General features: G+C 62.5%; 22 protein-coding genes and 1 tRNA gene. 10 read left to right on the top strand and 13 right to left on the bottom strand.

Going from position 1 to position 20,599, the window contains the following annotated elements; genetic code table 11:
- Nucleotides 1–48: 48 nt before the first annotated feature.
- Entirely contained in the window at nt 49–450 is a 402-nt protein-coding gene (locus GV829_RS13820) for a PaaI family thioesterase (RefSeq protein WP_169947583.1), read from the bottom strand.
- Complete coding sequence (locus tag GV829_RS13815) at nt 447–956, bottom strand: PaaI family thioesterase (protein WP_169947581.1); 510 nt, start codon at nt 954–956, stop codon at nt 447–449. Before GV829_RS13815 ends, GV829_RS13820 begins: the two co-directional genes overlap by 4 nt.
- A 183-nt stretch (nt 957–1,139) precedes the next feature.
- On the opposite strand from GV829_RS13815, the gene GV829_RS13810 reads away from it, so the two are divergent.
- From GV829_RS13810 to GV829_RS13785, 6 genes are all read left to right on the top strand, one after another.
- The gene (locus tag GV829_RS13810) at nt 1,140–1,283 is read left to right on the top strand and encodes a hypothetical protein (RefSeq protein ID WP_169947579.1); all 144 of its coding nucleotides are present in this window, start codon (nt 1,140–1,142) and stop codon (nt 1,281–1,283) included.
- A 118-nt stretch (nt 1,284–1,401) separates the two neighbouring features.
- Nucleotides 1,402–2,286: a HEAT repeat domain-containing protein gene (locus tag GV829_RS13805; RefSeq protein ID WP_169947577.1), complete on the top strand. Its 885-nt coding sequence runs from the start codon at nt 1,402–1,404 to the stop codon at nt 2,284–2,286.
- Complete coding sequence (locus GV829_RS13800) at nt 2,276–3,199, top strand: transposase (RefSeq protein ID WP_169947575.1); 924 nt, start codon at nt 2,276–2,278, stop codon at nt 3,197–3,199. The genes GV829_RS13805 and GV829_RS13800 overlap by 11 nt, the downstream gene beginning before the upstream one ends.
- Nucleotides 3,183–3,917, top strand: coding sequence for a response regulator transcription factor (locus GV829_RS13795; protein WP_169947573.1), 735 nt, complete (start codon nt 3,183–3,185; stop codon nt 3,915–3,917). The genes GV829_RS13800 and GV829_RS13795 overlap by 17 nt, the downstream gene beginning before the upstream one ends.
- Nucleotides 3,918–4,026: 109 nt before the next feature.
- Nucleotides 4,027–5,556, top strand: coding sequence for an acyl-CoA synthetase (locus GV829_RS13790; RefSeq protein ID WP_169947571.1), 1,530 nt, complete (start codon nt 4,027–4,029; stop codon nt 5,554–5,556).
- On the top strand, nt 5,553–6,383 hold the full coding sequence (locus tag GV829_RS13785; protein WP_281356141.1) for a crotonase/enoyl-CoA hydratase family protein: 831 nt from the start codon (nt 5,553–5,555) through the stop codon (nt 6,381–6,383). Before GV829_RS13790 ends, GV829_RS13785 begins: the two co-directional genes overlap by 4 nt.
- A 63-nt stretch (nt 6,384–6,446) precedes the next feature.
- Here the strand turns inward: GV829_RS13785 and GV829_RS13780 are convergent, their stop codons facing one another.
- From GV829_RS13780 to GV829_RS13745, 8 genes are all read right to left on the bottom strand, one after another.
- Complete coding sequence (locus GV829_RS13780) at nt 6,447–7,136, bottom strand: ATP12 family chaperone protein (protein WP_169947569.1); 690 nt, start codon at nt 7,134–7,136, stop codon at nt 6,447–6,449.
- Entirely contained in the window at nt 7,133–7,378 is a 246-nt protein-coding gene (locus GV829_RS13775) for a hypothetical protein (RefSeq protein ID WP_169947567.1), read from the bottom strand. Before GV829_RS13775 ends, GV829_RS13780 begins: the two co-directional genes overlap by 4 nt.
- A complete protein-coding gene (locus GV829_RS13770) occupies nt 7,375–8,055 on the bottom strand; it encodes an HAD-IA family hydrolase (RefSeq protein WP_169947565.1) in 681 nt (226 codons plus the stop codon). Before GV829_RS13770 ends, GV829_RS13775 begins: the two co-directional genes overlap by 4 nt.
- Nucleotides 8,052–8,669 (bottom strand): FMN-binding negative transcriptional regulator, encoded by a 618-nt coding sequence (locus GV829_RS13765; RefSeq protein WP_169947563.1) that lies wholly within the window; start codon nt 8,667–8,669, stop codon nt 8,052–8,054. The genes GV829_RS13770 and GV829_RS13765 overlap by 4 nt, the downstream gene beginning before the upstream one ends.
- The gene (locus tag GV829_RS13760; RefSeq protein WP_169948404.1) at nt 8,669–9,868 is read right to left on the bottom strand and encodes an RluA family pseudouridine synthase; all 1,200 of its coding nucleotides are present in this window, start codon (nt 9,866–9,868) and stop codon (nt 8,669–8,671) included. The genes GV829_RS13765 and GV829_RS13760 overlap by 1 nt, the downstream gene beginning before the upstream one ends.
- An 8-nt stretch (nt 9,869–9,876) precedes the next feature.
- Entirely contained in the window at nt 9,877–10,260 is a 384-nt protein-coding gene (gene crcB / locus GV829_RS13755) for a fluoride efflux transporter CrcB (RefSeq protein WP_169947561.1), read from the bottom strand.
- Between the two features lie 63 nt (nt 10,261–10,323).
- A complete protein-coding gene (locus GV829_RS13750) occupies nt 10,324–10,653 on the bottom strand; it encodes a PilZ domain-containing protein (protein WP_169947559.1) in 330 nt (109 codons plus the stop codon).
- Between the two features lie 74 nt (nt 10,654–10,727).
- Nucleotides 10,728–12,041 carry an FAD-dependent oxidoreductase gene (locus tag GV829_RS13745; RefSeq protein WP_169947557.1) on the bottom strand — a complete coding sequence of 438 codons (1,314 nt, stop codon included), beginning with the start codon at nt 12,039–12,041 and terminating at the stop codon, nt 10,728–10,730.
- Nucleotides 12,042–12,251: 210 nt separating this feature from the next.
- On the opposite strand from GV829_RS13745, the gene GV829_RS13740 reads away from it, so the two are divergent.
- A tRNA-Gln gene (locus GV829_RS13740) sits at nt 12,252–12,325 on the top strand.
- Nucleotides 12,326–12,366: 41 nt separating this feature from the next.
- Here the strand turns inward: GV829_RS13740 and GV829_RS13735 are convergent.
- On the bottom strand, nt 12,367–14,232 hold the full coding sequence (locus tag GV829_RS13735; protein ID WP_246202899.1) for a M1 family metallopeptidase: 1,866 nt from the start codon (nt 14,230–14,232) through the stop codon (nt 12,367–12,369).
- Between the two features lie 297 nt (nt 14,233–14,529).
- Between GV829_RS13735 and GV829_RS13730 the strand changes: the two genes are divergently transcribed.
- A complete protein-coding gene (locus GV829_RS13730; RefSeq protein ID WP_246202898.1) occupies nt 14,530–15,036 on the top strand; it encodes a DUF4402 domain-containing protein in 507 nt (168 codons plus the stop codon).
- 242 nt (nt 15,037–15,278) lie between these two features.
- On the opposite strand, the gene GV829_RS13725 is transcribed toward GV829_RS13730, so the two are convergent.
- Nucleotides 15,279–16,514: an acyltransferase family protein gene (locus GV829_RS13725; protein WP_169947553.1), complete on the bottom strand. Its 1,236-nt coding sequence runs from the start codon at nt 16,512–16,514 to the stop codon at nt 15,279–15,281.
- A gap of 215 nt (nt 16,515–16,729) precedes the next feature.
- Between GV829_RS13725 and GV829_RS13720 the strand changes: the two genes are divergently transcribed.
- Both GV829_RS13720 and GV829_RS13715 read left to right on the top strand, forming a co-directional pair.
- Entirely contained in the window at nt 16,730–16,978 is a 249-nt protein-coding gene (locus GV829_RS13720) for an HP1242/YdcH family protein (RefSeq protein WP_169947551.1), read from the top strand.
- Nucleotides 16,975–17,298 (top strand): TraR/DksA family transcriptional regulator, encoded by a 324-nt coding sequence (locus GV829_RS13715; RefSeq protein ID WP_169947548.1) that lies wholly within the window; start codon nt 16,975–16,977, stop codon nt 17,296–17,298. Before GV829_RS13720 ends, GV829_RS13715 begins: the two co-directional genes overlap by 4 nt.
- Nucleotides 17,299–17,487: 189 nt before the next feature.
- On the opposite strand, the gene uvrA is transcribed toward GV829_RS13715, so the two are convergent.
- Nucleotides 17,488–20,475, bottom strand: a complete 2,988-nt coding sequence (gene uvrA / locus GV829_RS13710; RefSeq protein WP_169947546.1) for an excinuclease ABC subunit UvrA — start codon at nt 20,473–20,475, stop codon at nt 17,488–17,490.
- Between the last annotated feature and the right edge of the window lie 124 nt (nt 20,476–20,599).

The following is a 20,599-nucleotide window of genomic DNA, read 5'->3' as shown; positions in this document are numbered from 1 at the left end:
AATCAACCCGTCAGGGCAAGCGAGAGCTGCAATTGGGCGCTTGATTCCCTAGTCGACCATGAGCATGTGGAGACGCGCGGCGGCGATATGGGGTCCGCCTTCCTCCTGCCATGCCTCGACCACCACAGTCGCGACCCGCTTGCCGACGCGGGTGACCCGGCCACGGGCAAAGGTCGGCTGTTCCTTGCCTCCGCGCACATAATCTATGGTGATGCCGATCGGCTTGAAGCGGGGCTCCTGACCGGACGCAATGAGTGAGGCGGTGAGGGCTGCATGGGCAGCCATCTCCAGCAGGCCGGCAATGGCACCGCCATGCAGATAGCCGGGGCGGCCTGAAAGACCGGGATTGAACTCCATGCGCAGCACCGGCGCATCGTCGGGCGAGCTTTCGACAATGGTCGCGCCGAGCAGGTCGGCATAGGGCGGCAAGGTGACAGCCGGTTTGTTCATGCCCCGCGCTCCGCCTTGGCGGCATGGTCGGGCAGGGGATTGCCCTTGCTGCCGCGGGGCGGCATCGGCGGTCCGGTAAACATGAAGCTCGCAGCCATGGTAGCAACGGGGTCCGCCATGTCCCCATCATGGGCGAGGCCCCGGACAAAGGCGATGTCCCGGGCGACACGATAGCATTCGCAATGGGCGACGAGATCGGCACGCGGTGCAGCCGCACGCATGTAATCGATCCTGAGATCAAGCGTCGCCTGTGGCCGGAACACCGACAGGCGGGTCCATACCGATACGCCGGCGCACATGTCCATCAGGCCGATGATCGCTCCGGTCGACAGGGTCTGAGCCGCAGCGTCGCCGACCAGTTCGGCTTTCCACGGCATGCGGATTTCGGCCCAATCCTGGCCATGGGCGACATATTTGAGACCCAGCGCATGACTGTGCCCATATTTCTCCATCGTCCGGAACATGCGGGCGGGATCAAACACAAAGGTGGGCGGTGCATCGCTCATGCCCCTTGCCTTAGCCGCTGCGTCAGGGGCGGCAACCCCCTGTTTGCGACAGGCAGGCCGACGCCCGGCATGGCCCGGCGATTAAGCAAAGTTCATTTGCACCTCGCCGTCCCGTGCCTAGCCTGCCCTGTGTCCGGATGCGGCATGGGGTCGCAGTCCGGCCCATAGCCAAAGGGGGTCAAGATGGACCTGGTTTCGCTTTCGATTGAGCTCGTGCCGCAACTGGACGTGGTGCCGGCTGCCTATGGCGCGATCAACGCCCCGTTGCAGATCAGCGGTGGCACGGTGTTCGACATTGTCATCGCCGTCATCGTCTCCGCATCCTGATGCGGCAGGACTGTCTGGCGGCGACAGCCTGCCAGCATCGGCTGTGCCCGGTTCGCTGGCCTGTGCGTTAGCGGACCGGGACCGGCTTGAGAGGGCGAGGGCAATTGGCGCGGAGTTGATGGGCGCTTGGCAGGCGCGTGAGGATGTCCGGGCCCTGCGCGACCGGCTGATGGCAATGGATGCAGCCTTGCCAGCTGATGCGATGGCGTTTGCCGATGCATTGATGCCGTGGCTGGTGAACGATGGCTGGTATCGGGATCTGATAGGCACATTTTGTCAGTCCCTTTCGGCCGACGCGCTGGCCGAGTTACCGATGGGGATGCAGTCCGGTGGGCTGATGCAGGCGCTGGCGCTGATCGAGGCAGGGGGCGCGTATGCAACATTGGCGCAGTTGGGCGCCGAACGGCTCGCCGTGCAAGCCGGGGCCGGCCAAGCGCGCCGGCTGGTGTTCGACAGTGGCTTTTCGCTGGTCTTTGTGGTGGCCGGCACAATCGAGGTGGAGCTTTGGCGGCTCGACAGGGGCAACGGCAACGCGTGTTTGGAACGAACTTGCCGGATGGGGCGAGGTGCGCTTTTGGCGCAGGACAACCGCACCGAACAACTCATCATCCACAGCGCGCCCGCCGATGCGCTGCTGTTGAACATGGCAGTCGCAGGGCCGGACAGGAGCGGGCCTACCCTCGAATTTGACGCGCATTCGGGACAACTGCTGCGGCGCGGCACGGCCGATCCGGCGGTGTCGAGAATGCTGTTGCTGCTGCCATTGATCCCGACGGCAGGTCCGGAGGGCCGGTGCGAGTTGCTGTCGCGATTGTGCCGCGACGCTGACCCGATGTTGCGCTGGCAGGCGATGCGCTACTGGCTGGCCGAGGATGCCAGGGATGCCCTGCCAGTGCTGACGAGGATGGCGGATGATGACGCCGATCCATCGGTGCGGACCGCGGCCAAGGCGACAATGGCGCTGATCGCGCGCATGACCAGGGAGGCAGCCCATGCCGGTTGAGCTGCGCCATGCTGCGGGCGTGGCCGCCATCGATCTGGAGGAATGCAGCGCGCGGCTGGATGAGTCGGGGTGTGACCTGTCCAACCCGGACGGGGTGGCTCGGGCTGGGGAGTTGTTGGCAGGACTGTGCGCCAATCGGGGCTTTCTGGCTCGACTGGCGATGGATGAGTTGCGCCAGCGGTGCGCGGGACAGCAGGCCGGCAACCGTTATGGCGCGCAAGTGCTGATGCTGGCGCGGCGGCCTGGAGCGTGGTTCATCCGGGCCAATTTCTGGCCGGCAGCTGATGATCCGGTGCTGCATGCCAGCGGTGCCGAGCATTATTTCTATCATGTCCCGCATGACCATAATTTCGACTTTGTCACCGTCGGCTATTGGGGGCCGGGCTATCGCAGCAACTGGTATGAGCGGGACGATACCCCGATAAGCGGGGTGCCGGGTGAAGCCGCAGGCCTGCGGCTTGTCGAACAGGGCCAGTTGGGTGAGGGGCGTGTGCTGCATTATCGCGCCCACCGCGATGTCCATGACCAGTTGCCGCCAACCGCCCTGTCAGTCTCGCTCAACATTGTCGCCGATCAGCCGGGAACCGTGTGGCGGGACCAATATCTGTTCGACACGCGGCATAACCATGTCAGTGGGGTGCCGACGCTATCGCAAGGGGAAATATTGCTCGGCATGGCGGTGCGGCTTGGTAGCAGTGAGGCAATGGAACTCGCCGCGCACCTGGCCCGGAGCCATCCCAGCGAGCGGGCACGATGGAGCGCCTGGCAGGCAATGGCAGGGGTGCGTGATGAGGCTGGCCGCCGGCGCCTCTATGAACGGGCCACAATGGAGTCATCCCCGCTTGTCAGCGGCATGGCAAAATTGTTCCTCGACCGCATGGACGCGAGGGCCCTGCATGATGATAGCCGCTGATGGCCAGCCGCCCGTTCGGCTCGCCTTGTTCGAGCCGGAGCCAACCGCGTCGGCCAAGCTGGCCTGCCTGTTGCGTGCCCATGGCGCCCTGCCGGTGCTGATGCCCGACCCGGCGATTGCGTCGCGTGCCTGGCAGGACGAAGCGCATGAGGCGATCATCGCCAATCCGTTTCGCAGCCGTGCCGACCCCCGGACCGCCATCACCCTGTTCCGCGAGATGGCGGGGTGCCGCGCATTCTTGGCGTTGACGCCCGATGATGTTGCCGAACAGCGGATCATGGCGATGCAGGCCGGCGCCGATGATGCCTTTGCCGTCAGCGGAGACCCCCGGGAGATGATGGCCCGGCTGTCGGCGCTGTTGCGACGACGGACGCCGTCCGCAACCATGCTCGCCTGTGATGAGTTGACTATCGACCTGATCCGCCGTTCGGTGAATCGTGCCGGTCGGAACATTGCCATGCCCCTGCGCGAATTTGACCTGCTCGCCTGGCTGGCGCGCTCGGCCGACCGGGTCGTCACCCGGCATGACTTGTTGCGGGCAGTGTGGCGGATTGACTTCGATCCCGGCACCAACCGGATTGAAGTGCATATGTCACGCCTGCGCCAGCGGATCGACGCCGGGCACGAGCATGCCATGCTGCGCACGGTCAAGGGCAGCGGTTATGCGCTGGTCAGCCGGTCGGGAGCCCGGATGCTTCAACAATTGGGCAGTTTTTGACGCGAATTGCCGTGTTTATGATCATGTCGGAACCACTAGGTTGACCTTTGGAGTGGGCATCCCCATCCAATAGCGATCAACGACCAGAGAGTCAGTGGAGAGAGCCGCCGTGCATCCTAAGACCATTGCCCAAAGCCGCCCCGACCATGCCGCCGTGATCGACAGCGAAACCGGACGCATCCTGACGTTCAAGGAAATGGACGAAGGGTCGAACCGATTTGCCAACCTGCTGCGTTCGCACGGATTGCAGGCGGGGGATGTCATTGCCCTGATGATCGAAAACTGCCCCGAATATTTCAACCTGACCTGGGGTGCGCAACGATCTGGCCTGTTTTATGTCTGTATTTCGACACGGCTTACCAAGGCTGAAGTCGATTATATCCTGTCGGATTCCGGCGCGAAGCTGTTCGTCGCCAGCGGCAGTCTGGCGGCACAAGCCAGCAAGGTCGAGTTCGACGGCATCCGCTATGCCCAGAACGGCGCGATCGACGGTTTTGCCAGCCTTGAAGAGGCGCTGGCCAAGCAGCCCGCGACGCCGATTGCTGACGAGCGCGCCGGGGTCGACATGCTCTATTCCTCCGGCACCACTGGCCGGCCCAAGGGTGTGAAGGTCGCGCTGCCGGAGGATCCGGCCATCGACCAGTCGAATACGCTGATGGACATCGCCCGCATGTTCGGCATTGGCGAAAACAGTGTCTATCTGACCCCGGCGCCCATGTATCATGCCGCGCCGCTTCGCTGGTCGATGACCGCCCAGCGTCTGGGCGCCACCGTCGTGCTGATGCCGCATTTCGACGCGGAAAAGACGCTGGAAGCGATAGAGAAATTTGGCGTCACCTGCGGCCAGTTCGTGCCCACCCACTTCATCCGGATGTTGAAGCTGCCCGATGATGTGCGCGCGAAATATGACGTCAGCAGCATCAAGCTGGCCATTCACGCCGCCGCCCCGTGCCCTGTGCCGGTCAAGCGGGCGATGATCGAATGGTGGGGACCGGTCATCAATGAATATTATGCCGGGTCCGAAGGCAATGGCCTGACCTGGGTGACCGCCGGGCAATGGCTGGAGCGGCCGGGCACGGTCGGCAAGGCGATCCACGGCATCCTCCACATCTGTGATGAAGATGGCAACGAGGTGCCGGCGCGGACCGAAGGCACCATCTATTTCGAGGGTGGCACCGAATTCGAATATCACAATGACCCGGGCAAGACCGCCGAGGCGCGCAACAAGCATGGCTGGTCGACGCTGGGCGACATTGGCTGGGTGGATGAGGACGGGTTCCTGTTCCTGACTGACCGCAAGAGCTTCATGATCATTTCAGGCGGTGTGAACATCTATCCGCAGGAAATCGAAAACCACATGATCAATCACCCGAAGGTGACGGATGTGGCAGTGATCGGCGGACCGCATCCCGAAATGGGTGAAGAGGTGATTGCCATTGTTCAGCCAAAGGATATGGCCGATGCCGGTGACGATCTGGCCGCTGAACTGGTTGCTTATTGCCGGACCGCGCTGTCCGGCGTGAAGACTCCGCGCCGCATCGATTTCCGCGAGGAATTGCCCCGTCACCCGACCGGCAAGCTCTACAAACGACTGTTGCGCGACGAATATTGGGCCAAGGCCAAGGAGCAGGGACAGTGAGTGCGATCCAATGGACTGACGGTAATCAGCGAGTCTCCATCAGTATGGAGGATGGCATTGCCGATGTGCGGATGATCCGCACCGACAAGATGAACGCGCTTGATCCGCACATGTTTGCCGGGCTGGCGGCAGCCATCGAGTATCTCGGCAGTCTGCCGGGATTGCGCGTGGTTGTCCTGTCCGGCGAGGGCAGGGCCTTTTGCGCGGGCCTGGACATGGAAAGCATGGCCAGTGGCGGATCCGACCCGTCGCGCAAGTTGACCGACCGCAGCCATGGCATTGCCAACCATCCGCAGCATGTGTGCTGGGGCTGGCGCGAATTGCCGGTGCCGGTGATAGCCGCCGCCCATGGTGTGGCGCTGGGTGGCGGGTTTCAGGTGCTAAGCGGGGCCGACATCCGTTTTGTCCACCCCGACACCAAATTGGCGATCCTCGAATTGAAATGGGGTCTGGTGCCCGACATGGCCGGCCTGCCGCTGTGGCGCGGCATTGTTCGTGACGATGTGCTGCGCGAACTCAGCTATACCGCCCGCATCTTCACCGGCGAAGAGGGCAAGGCCCTTGGCTTTGTGACGCATGTGTCGGCTGATCCGCTGGCTGAAGCCATGGCTTTGGCGCGGGAGATTGCCGGCAAGAATCCTGATGCCATTCGGGGCATGAAGCGGCTGGCCAATGTTGCGCAATTCGAGAGCGCCGAAGCCTTGTTGATGGCCGAAAGTGTCGAGCAGGATGCCATCATCCGCACGCCCAATCAGCGTGAGGCGGTGATGTCGGTGTTCGAAAAGCGTACGCCTGTCTATGTCGATCCGGTTCCGCTGAAGCAATAAGTCTGGGATTGCGGCGTCCCTGGGATCCCTGGGAATGCCGCGCCTTCCTGCCGACCGGTGCCCTCAGGCAAGCAGGGCAAGGAAACGCGTCGCCGCCTGCCATTCGACATGCTTGTTCGCGCGGGCCTTGAGCGCTTCCTCATCGGCGCCCCAGCGATTTTCCTGCCAGACTTCGTCAAGCGTGACCGCCTGCCACAGCTGTTCGCTGTCAAAGGCGCGCTCGACGAGCGCCAGGGCAACGACCAGGCTGCCACCGATGGTGATGAGCGGCGACAGGGCAGCAAGGCGAAAGGGATCGTACGCGGCCAGTGCTGAGGACAAGGCAGCCAGCGTTGCTGGTGGTTGTGGCTGGTGCATGATGCCGTTGACCAGCGTGAATTCGACCCCGTGCCGTGTCTCTGCCCAGGCCAGGATCGGGTTCCAGACCTCCGCTTCGGTGGCGGCAAGATCGGCCTCCGGGGCCCGATAGCAGAGAAGATCGGTTTCGCCATAGGCTGCGAGTGGGGCGGCAAAAGCAGCAATGTCTGGGGCGATCAGGTCGATAGCGGCATTGGCCATGCCGGTGAGGGGCATGGTGGCGGGCAGGATATCCTCGTCCTGCGCGTCCCATTCGGCAGCAATGGCCGCAGCCAGCGGGGCGGTTGGGACAATCAAGGCTTCCTTTTTCGGGGTGCGGATCGACCGCCCGTCGAGCAATATGGCGAACCCCTGCTCGGCAGGGGCATGGGTCACCGCCTTGTAAAAGCGTTTCATTGGGCGTCCCCGTCACGCGGTGACCGCCAGCGGCGGTGCAGCATCGGGACGATGATCACAAGTTCAAGAAAGCCAATGGCCATCATTGCATAGCCGAGCCACTGCGCCAGCGGAGGCGCGATGGAAGGAAAGCGGTCACTGGCGATCAGCATTCCGCCCATCACCATCAGCACAGCCGAAATGCGGACGGCCATCAGCATGGCAAAGCGGGCGCGGGCAGGGTCGGGTGCGGGAGTGGTCATGCCGGTATATCCAGAAGGGAATGAAGTAACGCGGGAATGTCGCCAACCTGTTCGGCCACCATCATCGCGCCATGGGCAACAAGATCGTCAGCCTCATGATAGCCCCAGCCAACGCCAAGCGCGAGCGCGCCCGCTGCCTGCGCCATGGCCATGTCAAAGGCGGTATCGCCAATGACGACGGTCGATCGCGCCGTGCAGCCGGTTTCGGCCAAAGCCGCCTCCACCATCGAGGGGTGAGGTTTGGACGGGTGGAAATCGGCAGTCTGCAAGGTGACGAAGCGGTCACCTATGCCGTGCGCGCCCAACAGGCGAAGCAGGCCGCGTTGGGACTTGCCAGTGGCAACGCCGAGCAGCCATCCATCTGCCGTCAGCTGATCGAGCATCGCGACGATCCCGTCATAGAGAGGCTCAGGCTGCGCGCCAGCGGTCGTCCGTGCGGCGAAGTAGGCGTCGCGATAGGCATCTGACAGCCGGTCTTGCATGGCATCGTCCAGGTCGGGCGCCAGCATCCGGATGGCGCGCGGCACGCTGAGCCCGATGATCGCGCGGACCGATTGCGGTGGCGGGCAGTCAAGGTTCAGCGCGGCAAACGCCTCTGTCATTGCGGTGACAATCTCATGCTGGCTGTCTGCCAGCGTTCCGTCGCAGTCAAACAGGGCAAGGCGCTGGCTGCTCATGCCTTGTCCTCGCTGAGCACCAGACTGCGCATCAAATGGGCCATCGACCGGCGGCCTTCGCCTTCCAGTGCGTCAGCGACGGCGAGCCGGGCCTCCACCGGCTTGTTCTGGGCAAGCTTCATGGTGCCGCGCCAGGCGGTGATGTCGAGCGCGAAGCCCGTGATGCCTGCCAGCAGCTTTCGGACATAGGCCGGGTCCGCCTTGTCCCGCGTCCACGGCTGCTTGTCCATGATCCGCCGTTCATGCTGGTCCGCCAGCGCATCGACCTGTGCGAGCATGTCGGCTTCATCGAGCCGCCGGACCGGACCCTCCAGCTCGACTGCCAGATAGTTCCAAGTCGGTACCTGGTCAGGCCCGATGCCATACCAGTCCGGGCTGACATAGGCATCCGGTCCAAGCAGGCTGAACAGGGCGGGCGTGCCATGGAGATGCCGGGTCAGTGCATTGCCGCGTGCCAGATGAAAGCTGAGCACATTACCGTCGATTACCACGGGAAGGTGCACTGCGCGCGGTCCATCCGGTGTCGCAGCGAACAGCGTGCCAAAGCCGATGTCGGCGACCAGCCGGCGCATGGCGTCGCGGTCTTCCCAGTGGAATGCCCGGTTCGGGTGCATCAGCGGCTCCTTGTGCTGCCACCGGGGCGCCGGGGTGTGCCCGACTTAGCAGGACGCTTGCCGGCGGGGGCGCGTGCCGGGGCGGCAGTGCCACGGGCGCGACGTTCACCCTTGCGCGCCCGGCGGGCATCACGGGCCTGGGCCCGCTTCTTGGCGTCGGGATCAGGCGGCACAAAATCGGCGACATTGGCCAGCGCGTCACCAGCCAGTTCGTCAAAACCGAGGGCAGCGAGGGACTCGGCAAAATGATCAGGCAGGGGCGCGGTGACATCGATTTTTCCCCCCGCCGGATGATCAATGCGCAGCCGGCGGGCGTGGAGGTGGAGCTTGCGCGAGATGCTACCGGTCAGAAAAGCCGCTTTGCCGCCATATTTGCCGTCACCGACAATCGGGTGCCCGATGGCTGCCATGTGGACGCGCAATTGGTGAGTCCGCCCGGTGAGCGGTTGCAATTCGACAAAGGCCGCGGCATTCCCCGCTCGTTCGATGATGCGATAGCGGGTACGCGAGGGCAGGCCATTTTCCTCGTCGACATGCATTTTTTCGCCGCCGCTTCCCGGCTGTTTGGCGAGTGGCAGGTCGATCTGTCCGCTTTCGATTGAGGGCACGCCGGTGATGATAGCCCAATAGGTCTTGCGCGCGGAACGGCCGGCAAAGCTTTTGGAGAATTTGGCCGCCGCGCCGGGACTGCGGGCAACAAGCAGGACCCCCGATGTGTCCTTGTCCAGCCGGTGAACCAGTTTTGGCCGACCCTTGTCCTCATCAAAAAAGGCGTCGAGCAATCCGTCAACATGGCTGGTCGTGCCAGTGCCACCCTGGGTTGCGAGACCGGGCAGCTTGTTGAGGACGATGGCATCGCTGTCCTGGTGCAGCACCATCGACTGCGCCAGTTCGATCGCCTCTGGCGTCATCGGCTTGCGGGTGGTGCGCGGACGCGGCGTGTGGGCGTTGACGCCCGGTTGGGGCACACTGAGCAATTGGCCGGCGGAAATGCGCTCGGCTGGGTCGGTCTTTGATCCATCAAGGCGGATCGCACCCGTTCGGCACCAGCGGGCAATCAGCGCATGCGGCACATCGTCGCGATGCCGCTTGAACCACCGGTCAAGCCGGATGCCGTCATCGTCGGCAGCAATGCGATACTCGTTGACCGCCAATTTGCGTGCCTTGGCCGACGCCGGCGCGTCTGGCGATAGGGGGATGTCTTCACTCACAGGGCACGCACCAAATTCATGCCGGCCAACAGCCCGGCGAGGGAAAGAAAAACCGACAGGCCAATGTAAACAAACGCCGCCAGCCAGCGATCTGATTGAATCAGACCGATGGTTTCAAGACTGAATGCGGAAAAGGTTGTAAAGCCGCCAAGCAGGCCGACACCCAAAAGCAATCGCCACGGCTCAGCAGGACCGTGACGGTGCAGCCAGCCCACCAGCACACCCATGGCAAGGCTGCCCGATACATTGACCAGCAGCGTCGCCGCCGGCCAGCCTGCCAGCAGGCCACCAGAAAGCCAATGCGTGGCGCTGCGGCTCAGATGATAGCGCATGGCTGCGCCAAGGGCGCCGCCGAGCATGACGATCAAGGTGGAAGACATGGCGCGCATCTAGCGCGTTATGCGGGCCAGCGCCAGTTTGACGAACAGCCGGATTACCCGCGCTTAAAAAGCGTCAGGGTAACGCATCCGGATATGGTCGAACACCGACGGATGCAGTGGCTGGTTCCACTGGATGCCACAGCCGCGCGCGTTGGACCAACGGATGGTCGCTTCGATTGCCTGAAAACCGGGAATGGTGAGCCAAATGCGGTCGCCCGGAATGGTCTTGGTCAGGGTTTCCGCACGACAGCCAGTCTGGGACAGGTCACGAACCTGCACCTTGAAGGGCGTGCGACCCATTTTGCGAATATCCGCGTCGATAGCCACGCCCGCACGATCTCCGCCACGACGATCGACGTCGGCCGAACGCAAATGTGCAGGAAAGTCAGGCATGATACCCACGTGATTCGTTCCGCCTTTCACTCGGTCAATGCGAAGCAACTAGCCGGAAATCCTAAACAAATTGTTCATTTTAAATCGCGTGCATCGAGCATGTGCGGGATGTGGACCAGTTTTTCGCGCGGGGCACCTGCCCGGGCGGCGGCAATTTCAGCCGCGTCAATCTTTTGCCAGTCACGAAACGTCACAATATCAAGGCCTCGCAACGCGATAAGATCGTCCAGGCCAGCCCGGCCGCGCTTGCCACTCCCGGCCGCATCGGGGCCTCCCGTCTCGGCGATGATCCGCTCGGCTATGGCGGCGCCATCCGGCTTGTTTGTGCCAATCGTGCCTGACGGTCCGCGCCGCGCCCAGCCAACACAATAGAGGCCAGGAAGGATCAGTCCGGCATCATTGGCAAAGCGGCCGCGACCATGTTCATAGGGGACATCGCTGATCGGTGGTGTGCGATACCCGATGCAGGCGATCACCAGACCTGCCGGAACGGTATAATGCTCCCCGGTCCCGACAGAGCGCAGGTCTTCATCGAGTCGTGTCTTTTCAAGCACCAGACGCTCCGCCCGGCCCTTGCCTTCGACGGCTACTGGCATTGCAAAGAAATCAAATTCGATGGTCACGGGTTTGGCAATCGGGTTGGCGGCAAATTCACGCAGATGGCTGACCGACTTGCGCATACCCGGTTCGAGCAGGGCGTCTTCACCTATGTCAGGAAAATCAAGCGGGTCGACACGCGGTGCGGCCCGCGACAGATGACCCAGTTCGCCGAGTTCCTTGGGTGTCATGGCGATCTGATGCGGTCCGCGCCGGCCGATCAGGCGGATAGTGCGGACATGGCTGTCGGCGAGCAATTCGAGGGCGTGGGCGACAATATCGCTGCCGTGGAATTCATCCGGTGTTTTCGAAAGGATGCGGGCGACATCCAGGGCCACATTGCCATTGCCAATCACCGCGACATTGGTGGTGTCGAGCGGCGGGTCGAGGCGGGCGAAATCGGGATGGCCGTTGTACCAGCCAACAAAGGCCGCACTGCCAATCACGCCGGGCAGGTCACAGCCGGGAATGTCGAGTGAACGGTCTGCCGGAGCGCCGGTTGCCAGCACGACCGCGTCATACAGGCCCATCAGTTCATCGACACTGACATCTGTACCCACATTCACATGGCCGACAAAACGGACATGTTCGGTAAGGTTGACCGCTTCATAGCGGCGAGAGACGGCTTTGATCGATTGATGGTCAGGGGCAACACCTGTCCGGATCAGGCCAAAAGGAACCGGTAACCGATCGAGAATGTCGATGCGGACCCGGTCACCCAGTCCTTTTTGAAGGGCCTCGGCAGTATAATAGCCTGCCGGCCCCGATCCAACGACAGCGACGTGACGCATAGACCGCCTCCTCCCCTTCACGTTTTTCCTGTCATGCCGGAGCCGGGCCTACAGGCCTGATCCTCGCAGGAAATGACGCGGCCTGACATGCTAACCTAGCCAAAGGGAAGCGCAAGCGCGGATTCAGCCTGCCTGCCCGCGACACAGGGGCGCAATGCGCCGCGCGGCGCTTGACTTGCCCCCGCCCGACGGATAATTGCGCCGCCTCACTGCCCCGTCGTCTAAAGGTAAGACTACGGATTCTGATTCCGTCTATCGAGGTTCGAATCCTCGCGGGGCATCCAATCCCAATCGCACCATCGTTGGCATGCCCCGTTGCATGGGGTCAGTCGGTCGGCGTGGCAGCCATGGCTCGATCGACCGATGTTGACGTGACCGGATGATAGCCGGGCCGCGTTCTGGTGTAGACACGGCGCGCGATCATTTGTCCCCAATCGCCCTGGCCAAGCAGGGTTTCGAACAGCGGAAGAACGAATTTTCGGCGGCCTACCCGCTCAAGAAAGGCCTCGGCTGGAGCCACTGCCGGTTCATAGCGGTTGGCCAGCGCCAGTTTGAGCCATGCGAAGAGCACTTCATTATTGCCGATCGCCGAAAGGCCAAGCGACTCGTCAAGAAGGGCAAGGCGGCCCTGGTCCATGGCGCGGGGCAGCCGGTTGACGAACCGCAGCCGTTCGGCGGTGGTCCAGCCAGCCCATGCGGTGGTTTCGACCGGGCCACCGGCGGCAAAGGCCGCAACCGCCGCATCAATATGGGAAAAGGCAGCGGGATCAGGCCGGGCGGCATTGGCGGGCAGGCCCGGCGCATGGATCCAGTCGTCGAGCAGCAGGCGGCTTTCCAGTTCGGAATCGCCCTGCACCAGATTGGCGCGCAGGTCAGCCAATATCATCGCTGATGTCGCTGGCTGAAAGGCGTGATTGTCAAACCATTGCCGCAGCCACGCGTCAAAGCGCTCCCTTCCGGTGATCTGCTCCAACGTGCGCAGGAACAGCGCGCCCTTGTCATAGATGACGCCACCGGCGCCGCCATCGGGTGATCCGTCTGGTCCGACGAGGTGAAGGCGGGTGGCGGACGACTCCATGCCATAGTCGGCAAAGGCCGCAATCATGTCGTCATAACTCAGCGCTGCTTCCTGAGCTGCGCGGCGGGGACCATACAGTTGTTCCATGATCCGGTTTTCGAAATAGCTGGTCACGCCCTCGTTGAGCCAGCTGTCGCTCCAGTTGGCATTGGTGACAAGGTTGCCGGACCAGCTGTGCGCCAGTTCATGCGCCACCAGCCCGACCAGGCTCTTGTCACCGGCAATGAATGTCGGGGTCAGGAAGGTGAGGGTGGGATTTTCCATTCCGCCATAGGGAAAGCTCGGCGGAAGGACGATCACATCATAGCGGCCCCAGCGATAGGGCCCGTAGAGCTGTTCGGCGGCTTCAACCATCTGTTCGGTATCGGCCAATTCAGAAGCGGCAGCATCGATCATTGCCGGCTCGGTCCAGACGCCAGTGCGCGGTCCGAGTTCGCGGAAGACAATGTCACCGGCAGCAATGGCAATCAGATAGGGTGCAACCGGATGATCCATGCGGAAACGAAACGCCCTGCGGCCCGGTCCGGCCGGTTCACCTTGAGGGGTCAGGCGGTCGCCGGACATGACAACCGTCAGCGGCTCTGGCGCGGTGATCCGTGCTTCCCATGTCTGGCGGATGCCGGGGCTGTCCTGGGTCGGGATCCAGCTCCGGTTGAGTATCGCCTGTCCCTGGCTCAGCAGATAGGGATGGCGCTTGCCGGCGGTTTGTTCCGGCGTCAGCCATTGCAGGGCATCGGTTTCCTGTCCGCTGCGATACCGGATGATGATGCGGCGTGCCTCACCCATGGTGACAGTCAGGGGCGTGCCCAGGCCGTCCACTTCTGCACCCACGGTCCATGGCAAGGGCCGCCCTGCGCCATCTGTGATTGTTGCAATCTCCAATCCGCGATTGTCGAGGATGATGTCCCGGGCCTGATCAGCGGCCAGTATGTCGAGCGTCGCGGTGCCTGCGACCCGGCGGGTGGCGAAATCGAGATCAAGGTCAAGCGCAACATGCGTGACCCGCGCGATCTGGGGACGGGCAAAGCTGGCCGTGTCAACGGCATCCGCAGTCGCCAGAATCGGTGCAACCGGTCGCTGAACCAGGGCGGGCGTGTTGGGACTTGCTGTCATTGGCGTGCTGCAGGCACCCATCATCAATCCGACAAGACACAGGATGAGGTGCGAACGAAACCGGGCAAGGAGCATAAGACGGAGACCCTGTGATGCGGTGCCCCGGCCTCAGGAAAGGCCGATCGGGCCGGTTCTAGCCAGCCCGGCCACTATCGGCAATGAACCAGTTTGATACAATCATAATGGCTGTAAATGCTGCCAAATTAGGAAGGTCTTCACCATTTTGGACGTATCCCGGTGGGGAAGTGATCAGGTCATGGGGGCCTGATTGCTTCTTGTCACAGGGACCAAATGACCATGAGCAATACCCTCTTCAAGGCAGCCAGCATGGCTGTTGCGGCTGCTGCCGCCTTTTCCACCGTTGCGGCGGAAGCGGCTCCGGCCAATGCATCGGCTACTGCCCGTGCCCGCGTTCTGAAGCAGATCACCGTCACCAACACGTCCGATCTCGATTTTGGCACAATCGTTGCCGGAACCTCGGCCTCGACCGTCGCCGTTTCGGCTGGTGGCGTTCGCACCTGTGGCGCTGGCCTGACTTGCACGGGCACTGTTTCGTCGGCCAACTTCAACGTGACCGGCACCTCGGCCGCCGTGGTGACCATCACCGGCGACAATACGGTTTCGCTCGCCAATGGCACGGGCGGCACCATGTCGGCTGCCCTGACGCGCAGCGCATCGACGCTGACGCTGACCAACGGCGCCATCAACGGCACCTTCCAGGTTGCCGGTACGCTCAGCCTTGCCGCCAACCAAGCTGATGGCGCTTACACCGGCACGTTCAACGTTTCGGTCAACTATCAGTGAAGGCGAAGTAGGGCGACGCGAACGCCCGCAGGGCGTCGGGTCGCTTTACTCAAGCGTCTGAATGCGTTAGTTAGAGAGTCACAAACCGTAGACGCTCATTCCCGGAACCTTGGGGACCGGGCTCGGTTGAAACGGGGAGCAGGAGGCCGCCGCCTCCCGCTCCCCTTTTTTGTGCGTTGATTGATGTGCGCGCGGTGCGCGGGTTTGGATTGTCGGCGGCAAGCCATGCCGGGACAGGAAGATCAGTGTTCGACGGGCTGGGCCCGTGTGACAGGGCTGACCGTCGGTAGGGCGGCAACCGCCGGTTTGCGCCGCGGACCCAATCCCAGCCATTCACGCAGCGGGCCGCTGTGCACCGCGAGCCGGTAGAACAACCAGCATCCGCCGAAGGTGGCAATGACAAGCCCAGCGAAGATCATACTGCTGCCCAGCCCCTGACCGATCAACAGCCATGCTGCGACAACAATGATCGTTTGATGCACGATGTAAAAGGGGAAGACCGCTTCACACAGGCGGGCGCGCCAGCGATGGTCATGATTGAGCCAGCGGTCAGCGAGGCCGAGCAAGGCGAACAGCATGACCCAGGCCATGACAAAGGCTGATTCGCGCTGGAGGGCCTGTACCAGATGGCTGCGTTGGGCGATGCCATCCGGCCAGATGACCTCAATAGCCAACAGGATTGCACCGGTGCACAGGGCAGCCAAGACCGCGATGCACCAGACCCGGCGGATGGCGGGCCACCAGGCCGGTGTCGCTGCCAGTGCAAAGCCGAACAGAAAAGGCGGCAGAAAGGTCACATCACTGACCCAATCATGCAGCAGCCCATGGGTTTCCGGAAGGGTGAACAGCATCACCAGACGCATCAGCAGCAGCGGCAACAGCGGGGCCCACAACAAGCGTGAACCATCGCCCAGCCATTGCGCGATCCGGACCATCGGCGTCCGGACAGGGGCACTGGCCAACCAAACCAGCAGGGCCAGCGCGATGGTATAGGTCCACAGATAGGCGATGAACCAAAGATGGCCGGTATCGGGCATGAACTGACCGTCCAGCGTGGTGAAAGACAACCAGTGTCTCCACCAGAAGTGCGCCAGATCGCTTGTTTCGCCCGTATCGATGCTGAATTTCACCCACCATTGCGGCGCGACGATAACCAGCGACCCGAACAGCAGCGGCAGCAAAAGCCGCCGGGTCCGCGACTGCACAAATCCGAACAGCCCGGCGCTGCGTTGCAACAACGCATGGGATGCATAGCCCGATACGGCAAAGAGCAGGGGCATACGCCAAGGCTGGATCAGCGCCATCGGCCAGGCGACGGCTTCAACCGGCTGGTCTATCTTGATCAGCCAGTGGCCCGGCGCGAACACCATGCCGATATGATAGAAGATGAGCAGGACAAACGCCCCGATCCGCAGCCAGTCGAGGCCAAAATGGCGCGCGGTTTGCACCGGCGCGGCGGAAGGAGGCTGTTGCTTCATGCCGGTCTTGAGGCTCCGATGCTGTGCACTGAACGTCCGTGCCCCATGGCGGACATCAAGCGGATAGTGACCGACACTATTGGCACAGGGCCGTTTGCATTTCGTTACCCTGCCGTAACCTGCAGTTTTTTGGTCGGATTTGACCCAGCGCAAAGTCTGTCGCGCCATGCTCGCTAGACTGGTCAGCGAAACAAGAGCCAAAAGGATTGCCCCCAATGAGTCACGTCCCGCACGACCTGCACGCTGAATTCCCACAGGATGCGGAGGTCCTGCACAGCCTGAAAACCGGCAACAGTCATTTCGCGGCGCTGGCCGAGCGCTACCATGGGGTCAATCGCGAGATCCACCGGATCGACAGCGGTGTCGAAGCGGCATCGGATGATCATGTCGAGCAACTGAAGCGCCAGCGGCTGGCGATGCTGGATGAGGTCAGCGCCATGATCGCCAAGGCCCGTCAACCATGACGGGCCTCAAAACCCCGGAAATCAAGGCGCAACTGGGCGCTAGGTTGGTGGAATTGCGCGCCCGGGTCGAACATCTGGATGCCGAATTGCATCAGCCGCTTTCCGCCGACTGGGAAGAACAGGCGGTGGACATGGAAGTGCAGGATTCTGTGGAGGGTCAGGAGAAAGCTGCGCTTGCGGAAATCCGCCGGATTGAGGCGACGATTGGGCGCATTGATGCCGGCACTTATGGGGAATGCATCAGCTGCGGCAATGCGATCAGCCCACAGCGGTTGGCGGTGTTGCCCACGGCCGCGAAGTGTATCGCCTGCGCGGACTAGCGCGAGGCGACGCTAATGAAGCCTGCGCGGACTAGCGCGAGGCGACGCCAATGGCGCCTGCTCGGACTGGCACTAGGCGGAATTGACCGGTTTTCGGCCGGTGCCGGGGGGCTTCCCGGCCGAAAATGACGGGGAAGGTGGCTCATTGTCGGGCGCCTTCCCCGTCGCACCTTGGGGATGCGAGGCTGGTCAGGCGGAGCTGCCCAACATCGCTTTCAGATATTGCCCGGTATGGCTGCGCGGATTGGCCGCCACGTCCTCTGGCGTGCCTTCGGCGACGATTTCGCCGCCATTGACTCCGCCATCAGGGCCAAGATCGAGGATCCAGTCGGCCGTCTTTATGACGTCGAGATTATGTTCGATGACCACCACCGTATTGCCCTGATCGACGAGTGCGTGGAGCACTTCGAGCAATTTGCGGACATCCTCAAAGTGAAGGCCGGTAGTCGGCTCGTCGAGGATGTAGAGCGTGTTGCCGGTGGCGCGGCGGCTCAATTCCTTGCTCAGCTTGACACGCTGCGCTTCGCCGCCTGACAGGGTTGTCGCCTGTTGCCCGACCTTGAGGTAACCCAGGCCGACTTCCTGCAACATCGCCATGCGGTCGCGGATAGGTGGCACCGCCTTGAAGAAATCGACCGCATCCTCAACCGTCATGTCGAGCACATCGGCGATGCTCATGCCCTTGAACTTCACCTCGAGCGTTTCCCGGTTGTAGCGCTTGCCGTGACACTGCTCACAGGTGACATAGACGTCGGGCAGGAAGTGCATCTCGATCTTGATCAGCCCATCGCCCTGACAAGCCTCGCACCGGCCCCCCTTGACGTTGAAGCTGAACCGGCCCGGCTTGTAGCCGCGTGCCTGGCTTTCGGGCAGGCCGGCGAACCAGTCACGGATGGTGGTGAAGGCACCGGTATAGGTCGCAGGATTGGAACGCGGGGTGCGGCCAATCGGCGACTGGTCAATGTCGATCACCTTGTCGAAAAACTCCAGGCCGGTCAGGCTGTCATGCGGGCCGGAAAGGACCCGTGCGCCATTGAGGATGCGACTGGCCGACGCCTGCAACGTGTCGATGATCAGCGACGATTTGCCCGAACCCGACACGCCCGTGACACAAGTGAAGGTGCCGACCGGGATACGCGCGGTGACATTGCGCAGATTATTGGCACGGGCGTTGGCCAGTTCAATGAACTTGCCCTGCGTTTCGAGCAGTTTGAGCTGCTTCTTGGTCGGCTTCGCAGCGGGTTTGGCGCGGGTGCGGATCTGGCTGCCGTCCCCTTTGGCAGCGATGCGCCGTTCCCGGGGCACGTCGATGCGCCGGGTGCCGGTGAGATAGTCGGCGGTCAGGCTGCCCTTTGCCTTGAGGATGGTTTTCAATTCGCCCTGAGCGACGATTTCGCCGCCATGGACACCGGCGCCCGGTCCCATGTCGATGATCCAGTCGGCGGAGCGGATGGCGTCCTCATCATGTTCGACGACAATGACCGTATTGCCCAGATCGCGCAGCCGCCGCAGCGTCGCCAGCAAGCGGTCATTGTCGCGCTGGTGCAGGCCGATGCTGGGCTCATCAAGGACATAGAGCACGCCGGAAAGGCCGGAGCCAATCTGGCTGGCGAGTCTGATGCGCTGACTCTCCCCGCCCGACAATGTGCCCGAGGTGCGGTCAAGGTTGAGATAATCGAGCCCGACATTGTCGAGGAAACCCAGACGTTCGATAATTTCCTTCAGGATCGGCGTCGCAATCTGTTGCTGCTGGGGCGTCAATTGCGGCGCGAGGGCCCTGAACCAGGCGAGGGCATCCGCGACGCTGCGCCGGGCGGACAGGCTGATGTCCTCTCCGGCTATCCTCACGGCCAGTGCTTCGGGCTTGAGGCGGGCACCGCCGCAGGTTTCGCAAGGGTGCGGCCGCTGATATTTGCCCAGTTCCTCGCGCATCCAGGCGCTTTCGGTCTGGAGCATCCGGCGGTTGAGATTGCCGATAACGCCTTCGAAGGGCTTTTTGACCGTATAGCTCTTGCGCCCGTCCTGAAAGGTCAGGTTGACCGGGCGGCCGCCAGTGCCATGCAGGATAATCAGGCGGATTTCGCCGGGCAGGTCGCTCCACGGCGTGGTCAGGTCAAAGCCGAATTCACGCGCGAGACTGCCCAACACCTGCATGTAATAGGGGGATGGCGGGTTGGACTTGGCCCAGGGAACTATCGCCCCCTGTTTGAGGCTCAGCGCCTCGTTGGGGACGACCAGTTCGTCGTCGAATTCGAGCTTCTCGCCAAGGCCATCGCAAGCCGGACAGGCGCCCTGCGGCGCGTTGAAGCTGAACAGGCGGGGTTCAACTTCAGCAATGGTAAAGCCCGAGACGGGGCAGGCGAATTTTTCCGAGAAGACGATGCGGTTGGCGGGCAGACCGGCATTCTTCATCGCTCCGGCGCCCGCTGCATCTTGCTCCCGGCCCGGAGCCACTCCGTCGGCCAGGTCAACATAGGCGAGACCCTCGGCCAGCTTCAGCGCGGTTTCGAAACTGTCGGCGAGCCGGCTTTCCAGCCCTTCGCGCACGACGATGCGGTCAACCACCACTTCAATGTCATGCTTGTACTTCTTGTCGAGGGCAGGGGCCTCGTCAATCTCGTAAAATTCGCCATCGATGCGGACGCGGGTGAACCCCTCCTTTTGCCAGAGAGCCAGTTCCTTGCGATATTCACCTTTTCGGCCGCGCACGACCGGGGCGAGCAGATAGGCCCGCGTTCCTTCCGGCAGGGCCATCACCCGGTCGACCATCTGGCTGACGGTCTGCGCCGAGATGGGCAGACCGGTGGCCGGCGAGTAAGGAATTCCGACCCGCGCCCAGAGCAAGCGCATATAGTCATAGATTTCCGTGACGGTCGCGACTGTCGAGCGCGGATTGCGGCTGGTCGTCTTTTGCTCGATGCTGATCGCGGGGGACAGGCCGTCGATATGCTCGACATCCGGCTTTTGCATCATTTCGAGGAACTGCCGCGCATAGGCGCTCAGGCTCTCGACATAGCGGCGCTGTCCTTCGGCATAGATGGTATCAAAGGCGAGGCTGGATTTGCCGGAACCGGACAGGCCGGTGATGACCACCAGCTTATCGCGCGGCAGATCGACATCGATGCCCTTGAGATTATGTTCCCGCGCGCCGCGGACCGAGATATGTGTCAGACTCATGGGCGCTTATGTTCCATATTTGTTCGAAGTGGGCAAGGCGGGACCGCTACATGCAAGCAGCGCGAGCAGATGAGCGGACAGCGGACAATGGTCAAGGCTGCAAAGCCGGTCGCATAGTCAAACC

The sequence above is a fragment of the Sphingomonas lacunae genome, assembly GCF_012979535.1.
GTDB classification, from domain to species: domain Bacteria; phylum Pseudomonadota; class Alphaproteobacteria; order Sphingomonadales; family Sphingomonadaceae; genus Sphingopyxis; species Sphingopyxis lacunae.
This window is presented reverse-complemented; position numbering and strand designations above follow the sequence as displayed.